Source organism: Marinifilum sp. JC120, from assembly GCA_004923195.1.
In the GTDB taxonomy this organism is placed as follows: Bacteria; Desulfobacterota; Desulfovibrionia; order Desulfovibrionales; family Desulfovibrionaceae; genus Maridesulfovibrio.
In genome coordinates this window covers 38,651-52,449 of sequence record RDSB01000011.1, presented here as the reverse complement: position 1 = coordinate 52,449, position 13,799 = coordinate 38,651, and the positions used below count along the sequence as shown (strand labels likewise).

Annotated in this window: 10 protein-coding genes; 4 read left to right on the top strand and 6 right to left on the bottom strand. The window is 47.9% G+C overall.

Features of this window, described 5'->3' with window-relative positions; all coding sequences use genetic code 11:
• Positions 1 to 198: 198 nt before the first annotated feature.
• Positions 199 to 3,849 (top strand): hypothetical protein, encoded by a 3,651-nt coding sequence (locus D0S45_12070; GenBank protein ID TIH14871.1) that lies wholly within the window; start codon positions 199 to 201, stop codon positions 3,847 to 3,849.
• Between the two features lie 102 nt (positions 3,850 to 3,951).
• Here the strand turns inward: D0S45_12070 and D0S45_12065 are convergent, their stop codons facing one another.
• On the bottom strand, positions 3,952 to 4,926 hold the full coding sequence (locus D0S45_12065) for a hypothetical protein (GenBank protein ID TIH14870.1): 975 nt from the start codon (positions 4,924 to 4,926) through the stop codon (positions 3,952 to 3,954).
• Positions 4,927 to 5,157: 231 nt separating this feature from the next.
• Between D0S45_12065 and D0S45_12060 the strand changes: the two genes are divergently transcribed.
• The 3 genes from D0S45_12060 (at position 5,158) to D0S45_12050 (ending at position 8,916) form a co-directional block, all read left to right on the top strand.
• Entirely contained in the window at positions 5,158 to 6,759 is a 1,602-nt protein-coding gene (locus D0S45_12060; GenBank protein TIH14869.1) for a peptide chain release factor 3, read from the top strand.
• A gap of 346 nt (positions 6,760 to 7,105) precedes the next feature.
• Positions 7,106 to 7,702 (top strand): 3'-5' exonuclease domain-containing protein 2, encoded by a 597-nt coding sequence (locus tag D0S45_12055; protein ID TIH14868.1) that lies wholly within the window; start codon positions 7,106 to 7,108, stop codon positions 7,700 to 7,702.
• Between the two features lie 53 nt (positions 7,703 to 7,755).
• Positions 7,756 to 8,916 (top strand): hypothetical protein, encoded by a 1,161-nt coding sequence (locus D0S45_12050; protein ID TIH14867.1) that lies wholly within the window; start codon positions 7,756 to 7,758, stop codon positions 8,914 to 8,916.
• A gap of 77 nt (positions 8,917 to 8,993) precedes the next feature.
• Here the strand turns inward: D0S45_12050 and D0S45_12045 are convergent, their stop codons facing one another.
• From D0S45_12045 to D0S45_12025, 5 genes are all read right to left on the bottom strand, one after another.
• On the bottom strand, positions 8,994 to 9,953 hold the full coding sequence (locus tag D0S45_12045) for a hypothetical protein (protein TIH14866.1): 960 nt from the start codon (positions 9,951 to 9,953) through the stop codon (positions 8,994 to 8,996).
• 6 nt (positions 9,954 to 9,959) lie between these two features.
• On the bottom strand, positions 9,960 to 10,229 hold the full coding sequence (locus D0S45_12040) for a hypothetical protein (protein TIH14865.1): 270 nt from the start codon (positions 10,227 to 10,229) through the stop codon (positions 9,960 to 9,962).
• An 80-nt stretch (positions 10,230 to 10,309) separates the two neighbouring features.
• Positions 10,310 to 11,158: a 3-methyl-2-oxobutanoate hydroxymethyltransferase gene (panB, locus tag D0S45_12035; protein TIH14864.1), complete on the bottom strand. Its 849-nt coding sequence runs from the start codon at positions 11,156 to 11,158 to the stop codon at positions 10,310 to 10,312.
• A gap of 168 nt (positions 11,159 to 11,326) precedes the next feature.
• A complete protein-coding gene (locus D0S45_12030) occupies positions 11,327 to 12,013 on the bottom strand; it encodes a helix-turn-helix transcriptional regulator (protein TIH14863.1) in 687 nt (228 codons plus the stop codon).
• A gap of 366 nt (positions 12,014 to 12,379) precedes the next feature.
• Positions 12,380 to 13,771, bottom strand: coding sequence for a sensor histidine kinase (locus D0S45_12025; GenBank protein ID TIH14962.1), 1,392 nt, complete (start codon positions 13,769 to 13,771; stop codon positions 12,380 to 12,382).
• Positions 13,772 to 13,799 lie beyond the last annotated feature (28 nt).

Here is a 13,799-nt window from a genome sequence, read left to right as displayed (position 1 = left end):
CATCCCCGTATACATCTATCAAAAATTATCGGGAGCCCACCCCCTTGAACTGTATCGTGCTTATTCTTCTAAGACAGTCTTGACAGGCTTTTATTATAACCATAAACATATTTATATTTAATGATTGAAAATGAAGGATTTGTTTTTCCCGCTTAAGAGCAGCAAATATCGAACTTTTTTTAAATAGGGGAATTATTAATGAAAATAAGTAGAAAAATAAAAGCAGCCATTACAGTAGCCGCTATTGCGGGTACTTGTGCGCTTTCCTGCCCTTCTTTTGCTGCTTGGACGCCTCAAAACTTGACCACGCTGGGCACAGGACTTGGACAAACAGCATCGAATGCCGATGATGTAGTTGTTACAGTTGGTGATGCCGGTAAAATTTTTCGCATGCCTGCAGCAACAGCTCAGGGCAGTACTCCTGCATGGACCCAGGATTACGCACCTGCGACTGCTGATTTCGTTGGTGTTGTTTCTGATAATTCAAAGAATTTTTGGGCTGTCACCCAAAACGGCACCATTGTAAAGAGCAATACAGCAGGAACTTCTTGGGCTAAGGTTGCCATTGACGTAGCAAATGCACGCACTGCAATCACAGCAGACGGCACCAATGTTGTTGCCATTACCACTACAGGTACAGCCGATGATATTGCCATCGTTACTGATAAGGGAACTATTGCATATTATGATGCATCTGCCGTGGGAACCAAATGGTCCAGCATCGGTGGCACTCTCTCAGGTGCCGACATTGTTACAGCAGGCATTAAAGGCGCCACACCTCTGACCGGTTCTGCCAATGAATTTGTCGTCTTTGGTGCAGGAAGTGGCGCAGGTTCCAATGAAAAGAACGCTGTCACTGTAAATATTGATGCATCCATCATTGAACATCAGGTCACCAACTGTCCCACTATCAACAGCATGTCAATTAATACTGCTACAGAATGGTACGCTGTAGGTAACACCAAGGTTGCCATCAAAGGGACGACAGACCTTGCAGGCGGGGCCGGAACCGAAGGCAGTGCAGCATTGACCGTAACTGGCGCAACCGGTGACCCCAACCTTCTTGCTATTGATTACGACTTCGCCAGCACTTTTGGCTATATCACCGCTGCTGGCGGTCAGACTTTCCGTATCGTTGGTTCTGATATTAACAACGTCACTCAGGGTGCGACCACCAATGACCTTAACTCTGCAGCATTGATTGTAGAAAACCAACTCAGACGAGCGTTTGTTTCCGGCACTGAGGGTGATGCTCTATATGGTAATGAAGTATTCTGGACTGGAGTGACAAAAGCTGGAACAGGGGTTGCCGGAACAACGAACGCGCCGACAGCTCCTGAGCTTGCGACTAGCGATCGTAATGGCAGAATTTTCGTGCTTCAGGCTGCTAAACTTTCAACAACTATAACTCCCGGCGGCACATGGACTGAAGCTGCTGAAGAAGGCACATGTACTGACCCGAATGGAAATAATATTATTTACCACAGTAAAGATGGAGATGAAAAATTCATCTTTGCAAGTACTAACGGTGCTATAACGCCTTCTTATGTATTCAATCCTAATGACTCGTCCATAACTGGCTTTGCCCCTGCTCTTTCAGGAGCCGGAGCTACTTCAGTTGAATTCTTGGCCAAAACAAGTGTTCAATTGGTTGCCATTGACGCTGAAGCATTCGCTCCTGAATATATTGTTTTGACTGGTGCCTCTTCCGGGTCATCCTTTACTCAAGCTGCGACTTCCACAGGATCAACAGTCAGCGGTGCAGTTGGTACCTATTATGGTTTATATATTCTTGCTGGCGGAACTGCTGCTACGAACCTTAAAGCTCTGACAACTGGTACCGAAGTTTTGTCTAATGATTTAAGTGCAGGCGATGCCTATGACGACCCCACAGCTCTGACCGGAGTTGGTAAAATATTAAATAGTATGACAGGACTGACTCTAGCTCCGACATCTGATGGAACAGGTTTTTTTGTTATTAGTGCAACGAATACCAAAAAGGTACTTTACATCTCAGATTCAGCTGCTGACATAAAGCAAGATACAACCTTCGCTACTCAAGCCAACTTACAGTTCCCTGATGCATATGGCACCCCTGTTTCCATTTACGGAATCCCCTCTGATTGTATCGTAGCAACTGCTACAGCTGTATACAGATATACCAGTGCAACCGGCTGGGAAAAATATGATGACCTCACCAGCAGGAGTGACCTTGGAACATTTAATGCTATAAATAGCGTTGTCTCCTATGCAACGGGAAAGATTCTGGCTGTAGATAGCACTACTGATGATATCGCTTATTCCGATGGTGCAGCCTTCACCGCCACAGGCCTGAACCCCGCTTACAGCTCCACCATCAATACTGTCTGCAATGCCACCAAAAACGATGTATACTTGGGCGGTGCCGATGGTTTCATCTACAAAGGAACCAAGGCTGACAGTGCTGAGACTTTCACCTGGACCGCCAGCCGTAGTGGCCTTGTTGGCTCCAAGGACGTCACCAACATTACCAGCGCAGGCAATGAGCTCTTCATGGTCTTCGGCACCAAAGAATTTGCTCATAAAGCCACAACTGAAGATAGCTGGACAGAAGTAACCACTAAGACCAGCATCGCAGATGTCACAGACGTCAACGATGCGCAGGCTCTTAGTGCAACTATTTTCTTCGTTGCGGACAGCGCAAACGCAGGTCTGGTTGAAGCCGAATTGACTGCTGATGATACACTTGTCTTCACCCGCCAGACATCCGGTAGCGGAGCTGCAATGCCAGCCGCACTGACCTCTCTTAGTGTTTTGGATGCGGATACCATTTATGGTGTGACCGGCTCTAAACTTTACAAATTCCACACCCGTGCCACCGATGCATGGACTATCGTAGACGTAACGCTGCCTGAAGTGGGTGGAGGCACATTGAATGATGTTGTAGCCATCTCAAGCAGCAAAATATTCGCTGTAGGTGATGCAGGGCTGGCATACAGCTATGATGGCAGCACAGCGACCAAACTGACTGCTCCCTCCGGCAACCCTAACATGAAAACCTGCTGGGCATATGCTGACATACTCTACGCAGGGGCATCTGACGGTAAGGTTTATGCCTACGACATTGATGCAGGAACATGGACCCCCGGAACTGTTGCAGACGGAAAGACCCTCACCGAAGTTACCGGTTCCCAGAAAGGCAGCTATCTCCTCGCAGTCGGTGCTGACGGAACTTGCTCTTTCTCTGAAATCAGTTCCTCCGGCGGTGGAGAAGATTCCACAGCGACCCAGCCCGGCGACGGTGAAGACTCTGACCTCGTATCGACTTCTAGCGTAGAAACTGTGACTGCTACTAATCTAGCTACTACCTACAGCACCCCCAGCGACATGACCGTTATAGGTCAGAAACAGAGTTTCACATCCAAGGCAACCCTCACTGCAGGTTCCACCCATAACTTCAAGTTTAATGTAACCCCAACAACTGCTACCCCAGTCAACGACATTAGACTCTACAAACTTAAGACTGTCTCAGGTTCCAACATCAACATTACTTACAACCGTGTAGACTCTGTACCTAGTAGTAAGACTGATGGTGATTTCTGGATTACCAGTGGTGCAACTGTAATGGGTGCCGGTACCACTCTCGCAGCCAATACTGTTTACACCGTAAACCTGAGCATCGAGGACGGCGGACCTTATGATACTGACGGCACTGCCAACGGTCAGATTGCTGACCCGACGGTACTCGGCACCGGCAGTTCCGGCTCCTCCGGGTGTGTATTCAACCCCGCACAGACCTTCGGCATGGAATGGCTGATGCTGGCGTTCGCTCCCATTGCAGCGTTCTTCCGCAGCCGCTTCAAGAAGTAGTTACCTGAGTGTGGTCAAAAACTTAATCTCATAAAAGAGAAGCCCCCCTTTCGCGCGAAAGGGGGGCTATTTTTTGGAAATTGATAGCTGGGATGTCCTCCCCTACCAGCGACGGGTCAGCACTGCTCTCCAGCTAGCGGGGACCAGAGCTTCATAATCCCGCCCCACTTCCTCAAGTCCGGTCATTTTACCAGATAGACTTATGGCGTAAGGTTTCATGAGCCGCAGGGGATAATCTTCATTTTTAAGCTGGAACCCGGCAGAGCTGTCCAACACGGTTAGCATTTCTTCCGGAGTTCGCCCTACAAGCACTGCCTCTGGAAAAAAACCGGCTTCTGCGGTGTGCTCTTTCAATCCCCCAAAAAGTGTTTTGCTAATGAAAATAAAATCTTCCTTCCACAGACTACGCCCAGCTCCGGGAAGAGTTTCATTGCAGACGAAATGGAGCTTGCGCCCTTCCAAAAATCCATAGCTGTCCACTTTTTTGGCATCGGCCACAAGCACATTGCCCAGCCCCATACGCCCCAGCACTTCATTAGTCCGCTCGGCAACAATCTGGTTACGTTCAATACCTACCAGTGAACTTCCTTCAAATCCATTACGCCGAGCCTGAACATCCATGGCCAGCATCAGAATCCCTGTACCGGAACCGATATCCAGCCCGGTGAATGGGTCCCCGCCCAGCTGCGGCTTTGCCTCAGCTATATCTTTAAAAATATGAACGCTTTTAGAGAGGTCGGCCAGCATGCACAGAGCAAAACCATACGACAAAAGCTGTTTACGCAACAGGAGGCAGTTCTCCAGCACGTCACTGCCCAGCCTGCGGTGCACAAAACGATCAAAAAGAAGCGAAATATCCTCAAGCTCCTGCACCTGTTCGTGTGAACCGGGATAAACATAGGCATGAAAAAATTTGACCATAATGTTCAGCAGCAACGGACCGTCCAATTCCACTGCGGGATTACCGGCCTCGGCAAGATCATCGTTCAAAGAGGTCCGACGATAAATTTCTTGCGGCAGAACAGTCTCTTCCATTGCCGGACGCTGTAGTAAACGCAAACTGGCTTTTTTGATCATTATCCATACCTGCCTTATTTTTTCTACTGCTGATGAAAGTCAAATATACCGTTTTTTACAATCCATTGCCACAGAAATGGGGCCGGGGAGAGATATCTTGTACTTGACCTTTGCGCTAATCCTGATACGGACAATCCAGCACTTGCGGTAAACCCATCTATAACTAATGGCAAAAAGCCATACCAGAGTTCACCGCCACTATCAAAATACAATCAAGACGCAGGAACTATCATGTCCCAGAATATAGACCTTAATATCAAGAAAGAAGTCGAACGCCGCAGAACTTTCGGCATCATCAGCCACCCGGATGCCGGTAAAACCACCCTTACCGAAAAGCTGCTCCTCTATGGCGGAGCGATCCAGATGGCCGGAACCGTCAAATCCCGCAAAGCCAACCGCCATGCAACATCCGACTGGATGACCATGGAACAGGAACGCGGTATCTCTGTAACCACCTCGGTCATGAAATTCAACTATCATGACTACGAGGTCAACCTGCTGGATACCCCCGGTCACCAAGATTTTTCCGAAGACACCTACCGCGTGCTTACCGCAGTGGACTCCGCCCTCATGGTCATCGACTGTGCCAAGGGTGTTGAGGTCCAGACCAAAAAGTTAATGGAAGTCTGCCGCATGCGCGACACCCCCATTATCACCTTCATCAACAAAATGGACCGCGAAGGTGTCGATCCCTTTGACCTCTTGCAAGACATTGAAGATACCTTGCAGATCGAATGCGCCCCGCTTAGCTGGCCCATCGGCATGGGCTCCGACTTCAAGGGAACCTACAATATACACAAGGGTGAACTGCACCTTTTCTCCGCCATTCACGGCGGCGGCATCCAGAAAGGTGAAGTGATAAAGGACCTTTCTGATTCCCGCCTTGACGACTTGCTCGGTGACCAGGCCGATCAGTTGCGCGAGGAACTGGAACTGCTTGAAGGCGCAGGATACCCCTTTGACAAGGAACGCTATCTCGCCGGCAAACAGACTCCGGTCTTTTTCGGCAGTGCCATCAACAACTTCGGGGTACAGGAAATGCTGGATTCCTTTGTGGAACTGGCTCCGCATCCAAAACCACGCGCCACAACTTCCCGCGAAGTCTCCCCTTTTGAATCTGATTTTTCAGCAGTAGCCTTTAAGATTCAGGCCAACATGGACCCGGCGCACCGTGACCGCATCGCTTTCATGCGTATCTGTTCCGGCAAGTTCACACGCGGCATGAAGGTCCGCCATCACCGTATCGGCAAGGATGTACAGATCGCCAACGCAACTATCTTCATGGCTCAGGACCGTACCGGGGTCGAAGAAGCATATCCCGGCGACATTATCGGGGTTCACAACCACGGAACCATCAAGATCGGTGACACCTTCACCGGAACCAAGGAAGAGCTAAAATTCACCGGAATCCCCAACTTCGCACCCGAATATTTCCGCCGCGTAATCCTCAAGGACCCGCTTAAAAGCAAGCAGCTCGACAAAGGGCTGCATCAGCTCGCCGAAGAAGGCGCGGTACAGCTTTTCAAGCCGCTGGGTAACAACGACAAAATTCTCGGCGCGGTAGGCCTGCTCCAGTTTGACGTGATCATGTCCCGGCTCAAGGATGAGTACGGAGTTGCCGCCCTTTACGAACCAGTGGAATACCACACCGCCCGCTGGCTCAGCAGTGAAGAACCCCGCGAAATTGACGGGATCAAGAAACGCTATCCCCGTTTCGTGGCCCTTGACGGTGACGACAACCTGACCTTCCTCGCCCCAAGCCAGTGGCGTCTGCAACAGGCTGAAGAGGAATGGCCCAAGATTACTTTTAACAAGACCCGTGAGCATCAATAGAATTATTTGATGCGCTTCGCGCTTTAAGAATTTATGAGGCCTTCGGCGACATCTCCGAGGGCCCTAATAGGGATTCCAAAGGGGCTAAGCCCCTTTGGAATCCCTATTAGGCTATCGCTTTCTTTATGAAAAACCTCGCCGACTTTGACAAGAGTTCTTCCAAATCCAGCGAGTCAAAGATCTAGAGGGGTTGACGAAGCTTTGATAGCTTAATATTCAGATGTGATACTTTCATCCTGCTCGCCCGTGGTTTTTCAGGACTTAGCAAGCCTGAAGCATCACGGGCCGGTAGGAATTCTTTGTTTCCATATGAAGGAAATATAATTACTACCGGGCTCAATATTCTATGCAAGTACCTGAACAATATAAGAAAAAATTTACTAAAGACGAAATAAACGAACTTCCTCTTCGCCAGTATGAAGGACCGATCAAACTTATTGATCGGGAAGAGGACGTCCCTGCGGCTGTTGAAGAACTGAGCCGTTGCGAACTGCTGGGTTTTGATACCGAGACCCGTCCGGTTTTTCGCAAAGGGGTTTCCTATCCCCCTTCCCTGATCCAACTGGCTACAGAAGACTGCGTATACCTGCTGCATCTCAACCACATATCCCTGTCCGAATATATTAAAGAAGTGCTTTCTTCTGCCGATATAATCAAAACCGGGGTGGCGGTAATCAATGACGTCAAGGAATTGCGCGATGTCTCGCCCTTTGAAGACAAAGGATTTGTAGATCTTGGCGACCTTGCCAGATCACTAGAAATGCAGACCAACGGACTACGCAACCTTGCCGCTAACCTGCTCGGATTCCGTATCTCCAAGGGAGTGCAGTGCTCCAACTGGGGCCGCCAGGAACTGACCCCTCAGCAGATTACCTACGCTGCAACGGATGCATGGGTAAGCCGTGAAATTTACCTTAAATTTCAGAAACTCGGAGTCCTTTAACTGTTTTTCATCCCACGGCTAATCAATTGCCACCGGAAAGGATTAGGATCACCATGAAAGCCAGATTTTTTCTCTTCACACTGTTCATTCTAATAATCTCAGCACTTCCTGCTTTTGCGCAGGAGGACTGCCCGGATGTTTTCAAAGCTGAACTCGAAAATATTTCCGGTATAGAGGCCGTGATCCAGAACAAAGGCGGCTTTCTCGCCATCCTCAAGGAAGGAAGTAAAAAGAAGAAAGTCAGTGTTATTTCTCGGATTAATAAGCTACGCAGAAACAACACAGGGGAATGTGATTTTTCAGGCGTAGCCGTAGCTGTCATGGACAGCAATCTGGATCAAATGCAAAGTATTTCTTCGGCATCCATGTCCCAAAAAGAGCTTACCAAACTTCTTTATGACTACGTTTACAAGCTTAGTCCGGTACAAGTTGCAGAAAATCTCAGGGGCTACGAAAAGCTTTCCGAACTGGCTCCGCAGAATAGTTACTACAAAACCCGCAAAAAACATTATGCCAAAAGGGCCGAGCTGGTAAAAACGCGTGCCGACTATATTGCCCGCTGTCTCAAAGACTTTTCCAAGGACAAGAATATCCTGAATCTCAAGATCAAAAGAGATTTTTATCTCTTCGTGGTCGACGGCGAGACCCCGCTTAAAACAGCTGAAGCATTCTTGGATAAAATTGCACAGGAATCTCCCAGACCGGAAAAGAAAATGTGCGTAATAGCTTATAGCGCAGATCTCAGCACAAGACAGACCAGCTGCCCTGTAGAATATCAAGAACTTCTCAACTCCAACGAGGAAGAGCTGCTCATGCGTCATGTGCAATCCCTGCCCGGGTTTAAAATTCAGCAAAACATTAACGGCTATAGAGCGTTGAAAAAAATTAACCCCAACTCAACCCTCTACACCAAAAAGCTGAACGCATATGAGTCCAAACAAAAAGGTTTGGAAAGATTCCTGAACCTGAGAGTTGCTTCCGGGGAAAAGCTTCTCAGCAAGAGCAGCAACAGGGGATCAACCCTATATGCAACCATCAATGGGCAGGCTCTTACAGGTAAATCTACTTCTGCCAACCGCAGGCTATTCAAACTGCTTACCGACTACTACGCCACAAGCGGATACGCCTATAAAAAGTGCGTGCTAAAAAACTCCGCCGGTAAAACATTAGGAACCATTTCCTGCGGAAATTCACGCTGCACTTTCAGGCAGTAATTTTAACTTTCATAAAAAACAAAAAGGTGAGGTTGCAAATGCAGCCTCACCTTTTTTATTATCTGTAAAAATTAAACCTACATGGTCAGCACAAAATAAATGCTACCCACCAGCACGAGACTGGCCGCGCGCAATCCCTGATTATAGATAATAAGCTTCAGGGCCATCTTACCGCGGAAGATTCCGGCATAATAAGGAAGCTGATGACGCAGGGCACGCACCGGAGTGGAAAGCAAATTGCCGACCACAAGGGCCAGCACAATTCCACGGGGATCAATCGCTCCGGTACCAAGCAAAGAACCGGCCGCAGCAAGCCCGGCGGTGAACTCTGCGGCAAGACTGAAAGCAATGATGCCGAAAACCTGTGGATCAAGCCACGAAAGAAAAGTAAGATGCTCACTAAGGTAAGTCTGAAAAGATGCGAATACGCCATAATGGCGAAGAAAGAAAAAAGCCGTGTAAATTGGAACGGTCAGGTAAATAACCCTCGGCAATCTGCGCTTAAGTCGTTTTACAGCTTTATCCAGCACCTCACGAAAAGACTTTGCTTCCTGCCCTTTCAGCCGCTGGGCAACATCCCCGCAACTACCGTCAGCAGGAAGGGAGAAGCGCCCCCAAAGCACAATTGCCCCGGTACGCACAAAAGCCGCCAGTAGTGTCAGTCCCACATAGATAAAGGCCACCCGCCCAATGAACGGAGCAGCAATAAAAAAGACCGTAGGCATGTGTAAAAAATAGGTGGGCAGGCTGTTAAAAAGATTGGAGATGACCAGTTCGCGGTCATCAATCTCCCCTTTTTCATAGGCCTCGGAAAGCATAGAATTTGCGGCCACGCCGGAAAAAAATGCCAATGCAAAGCTGGCCCCGCTGATTTCCTTGAGCCTTCCAGCCCGGATAAGCGGATTTGCCAGCCGCCCCATGGCCCGTGTCCAACGCAAACCCTCGACAATATTACCTACCAGCAAGCCGATACTGATAAAAAGAACCAGCCTGATCAGGGGCCAACCCAAGCCGTTCCAGAGAATTTCGAGAGACAATTAAACCTACTTTTTCTTCCAATTTTCAGCAGCACTGACCCTGAGTTCCGAGTCATTCTCGATTAGAACTCCGGCATCTACGAGTTCCTTCATAGCAACCAGAAAATCATTTTCCTCGCCATTCCATTTTTCAAGACAACCTTCAATGGTTACGTTGCCCGGAACGGCCTTGCAATTCTTGTCAGGATCAATCTTACTGCCCAACAGGCCTTCGATCAGCAGGAAAAGAGAATTCGCTTCAACGGAAAGTCCGAGATCAAAAATGGATACAGCCATCGCTTCCTCCGTAATTGGTTGGTGATACAACAAAAGTATACTTGAACGGCCTCAAGGGCCAGTGAAAAAAGATTCAGGAGTTATACTTTTTCCTGCAATAAACTTTTAAACCGCTTGAGTTCTTCGGGATTCATGCGACTGAAGTTTCCTTCTGCGGGAAAAGATCCGTCTCCCACTTCTGCTATGTAACGCTTGATGGCATCAATGCTTTCCCCGCGCAAACTGGCAAATTTCTTAACGAACATAGGTACAAAGCGATCAAAAAGACCAAGAATGTCATGGTAAACCAGTACCTGTCCGTCTGTATCTGGTCCGGCACCGATACCAATGGTGGGAATGGAAAGTCTGTCGGTTATTTCCTGCGCCACTTCATGAGGAACCGCCTCCAGAACAATAGAAAAGCAGCCTGCGGCCTCAAGAGCCAGAGCCTCATCAACAAGGGCCGCAGCTGAACGGGCATCTTTACCCTGCGCCTTGAATCCGCCGAAACGAGCCACATGCTGCGGAGTCAGACCGATATGCCCCTGTACCGGAACACCTGAATCAACAATAGCACGCACATGCTCCAGAAAAGGGAATCCCCCTTCAAGCTTAACTGCCCGCGCCCCGGTACGGCTGAGGAATTTACCGGCATTTTCCGCTGCCATTTGTACTGAAGGCTGATAGGACATGAACGGCAGGTCGCCTACAATCAGTGCTCTCTTTGCCCCACGGGAAACAGCAGCCGCGTGATGCAGCATATCTTCCATGGTCACGGCTAGGGTGTCTTCGTAACCGAGCACAACCATACCCAATGAATCTCCGACAAGAATCATATCAACCTCCGCCCCGTCGGCAATCTGGCCGGAAGGATAGTCATAGGCGGTTACCATGGAAATTTTACGCTGGCCTTTAAGGGCGGTGATGTCGGGAGCTGTAATTTTTTTCATTTTTTCCTCACAGATAAAAAAGTAGACTGACTAAGGAAGGATTTCAGGTGCAGTCTCTTGATATGGACAGTATTAAACTAAATCAAGTCTAGTGAAAAATGTATCATTATACATAAAAAAAGGTCCGGCAGACACCGGACCTCTTTAACAATCTAAAATAGAAAAAACTTATAACTCTTGCATAACCCAGACAACTCGACCGACCACGTGCTTTTCGTGGTTTTCAACCGGGATATACTGTTCAGGGTGCTGAGGATCATCCGGGCGAAGGATAAAGCGGGCATTTTCAGGATCAAAAAAGACCCTGCGGATAACCACTCCCTGATAAGGAACGTGGATGGCATAGATATCACCAGCCATCAGCCTCTTCTGAGAATCATCAATTCCCACAAAAGCATTCCTGCGCACAGACGGTTCCATTGAAGAACCTTCAGCCCTAAGAACCACAAGGGATGAACGATAATAAGTTTCAGGAATATTCAGCTCAGAAACCTGCTGCGGCTTCCAGATATCCGCACCAACATCCTCTCCAGCCATGGACGAAACCGGCACGATCCTGCCTCTGGACTGCACCTGACCGTACTGAGCAGTTGTTTCGCTCAAAATCTGGTCAGCAGCAATTTTGCTCTTGCCCGGCTTAAGGTAGACAGGTTCAATTCCATCGGAAAGCCATTCGGGATTCAATCCGTGGGTCCTGTACAGCTTGATGAACCATTCAGCAGGAATAGAACTTCTTCTTTTTGCATCGGAGATGCTGGACTGTCTAATATTCAGAATTTCGGCAAGTTGAACCTGAGTTCGTGTTCCGGTAGCCTTCTTGATTCTCTCCAAGCTTTCATCAAACCACTTTGACACGCTTACCTCCTGTGAAAGCAAAGTCAAAAACAACTATCAATTACCTTGAAATAAAATAACCCTATAAAGAAGATCGTTTTATACACACAACCTATTCTTTTACTATCAATTTAATAAAGGGCTATCATGAAATTTATAAACTGGCAAAACTTTAAAAGTACACACTCCGATACAGACCAATAAGAATGCAAAACGACTATGATAAATAAATCACAAGAGCAAAAAGAGAGTGTACAATTGCACTGCATATTAAATTACACATTAGAAACATCGCAAAAACACACTACACAAAACAAACACTCTATTTTCCTATAAAACAAACCTACACAAAAAAGCTTTATCTATCCTAAATAAGAAATACGAATATTAAATTTCTCCCAACGGCAGAACAAAGAAAAAATTATTCCCACCATCCTGCGGCTCATACCCGACCTCGCCCCCATGCAGTTCCACTACCTGACGCACAAAAAACAAACCATGCCCGGAACCATACTCATTACCGACATTTGCGCTGCGGAACCCGGGCTGAAAAAGCATATCCCGGTCCTCTTCTTGAATATGCGGGCCGGTGGTGAAAACATTGAGCTTCAGGCCGTCCCAGCCGTTACGGAAATAATCCTTCACCATATCCCAGCCGTAAGCGGCAAACTTATCCCTACGTCCGTCACACATGGTTTCATCTCGGGCATATTTGACGGCATTTGAAAAAAAATTGGCATAAACCTGAGAAATGAGCCCCACGTCAGCAACAATACGAACTTCACGATCCGGCACCCCACCCATACTGATATCCAACCTGATACCCCGGTCCTCGAACCGGGAACGGTAGCGCTCAAGCTGCGGTTCTATTATCTGCTTGAGCAGGTTACAGGGCCGTTTCTCGACAATATAACGCCCTTCCTCAAAATGCTGCCTGCGCAACAAAGTCTCCAAAAAAAGGCTGGTCTGCTCGTAATGGCTGTGTATTTCATTAAACTGGCTAACAAGCCCGCTGTAGAGCTGTTCCAATTCACTGCTAATCTCCAAAACACTCTTATTGTCAAGCGCGGCTTCAAGCTTGCGGATATTTTCAATACGGTCACGCAACCTATTATAAAAAAGCTTAAAGTACATGTTGGGAACAATGACATTGTGCCCGACATCTTTAACCAGATTACGTACGAATTCAAGATGCTCCTGTCCCTTGCGCCGAAGAATTTTACTGTGCAACTGAAAACCGACCCGATTGACAAATTTCTCAAAAAAAAGCGACTGGTGATCGGAAAGAGCATCCATTTTATAAAACTCAAAACAACCGATAACTTCCCCGGCAGGCTTGAAGGGAAGCTGATCAACCAGTTCTAGATTGCCACGGATGGGGATAAACAAGTGCCCGGCGCGGAAAGTCTTTTCAAGAGGAACAGAACTGCACACCGGAGCGCGGCTCTCTGTTCGGCCCACCGGAATGAATTCATCCGGCCCCATGGCAAGATAGAGCCTGCAATCAAGATTGAAAAGCGACCTCGGCACTGCGGTGCAAACCGTAAAAAAATCTTCCAGAGAATCAAACTCTTGCGCAAGGTCAAAAAAAATCATCAATGCCCGCTTTTCAGTTGCGGAAAAGCTGTAATCTTTATAGTCATCCATTTTCTCATGGATACGCCGCTGTATCTGCAATATTTTCTCAGGTCCCGGACCTGTAGAAAGATGGAATCCTTCTCCCAGCGGACCTTCAGCTTCGTAGGAAGACACGTCTGCGCTTTTATTTTCGCTGCTCATATCAATCAATCCGGGGTTCATTATAGAA

What these genes read in the sequence shown, in the direction of transcription:
- D0S45_12025 (TIH14962.1), bottom strand. Translation starts at nt 13,771, where the DNA reads ATGAGCAGCGAAAATAAAAGCGCAGACGTGTCTTCCTACGAAGCTGAA.
- D0S45_12050 (TIH14867.1), top strand. Translation starts at nt 7,756, where the DNA reads ATGAAAGCCAGATTTTTTCTCTTCACACTGTTCATTCTAATAATCTCA.
- D0S45_12055 (TIH14868.1), top strand. Translation starts at nt 7,106, where the DNA reads ATGCAAGTACCTGAACAATATAAGAAAAAATTTACTAAAGACGAAATA.
- D0S45_12065 (TIH14870.1), bottom strand. Translation starts at nt 4,926, where the DNA reads ATGATCAAAAAAGCCAGTTTGCGTTTACTACAGCGTCCGGCAATGGAA.
- D0S45_12060 (TIH14869.1), top strand. Translation starts at nt 5,158, where the DNA reads ATGTCCCAGAATATAGACCTTAATATCAAGAAAGAAGTCGAACGCCGC.
- panB (TIH14864.1), bottom strand. Translation starts at nt 11,158, where the DNA reads ATGAAAAAAATTACAGCTCCCGACATCACCGCCCTTAAAGGCCAGCGT.
- D0S45_12040 (TIH14865.1), bottom strand. Translation starts at nt 10,229, where the DNA reads ATGGCTGTATCCATTTTTGATCTCGGACTTTCCGTTGAAGCGAATTCT.
- D0S45_12070 (TIH14871.1), top strand. Translation starts at nt 199, where the DNA reads ATGAAAATAAGTAGAAAAATAAAAGCAGCCATTACAGTAGCCGCTATT.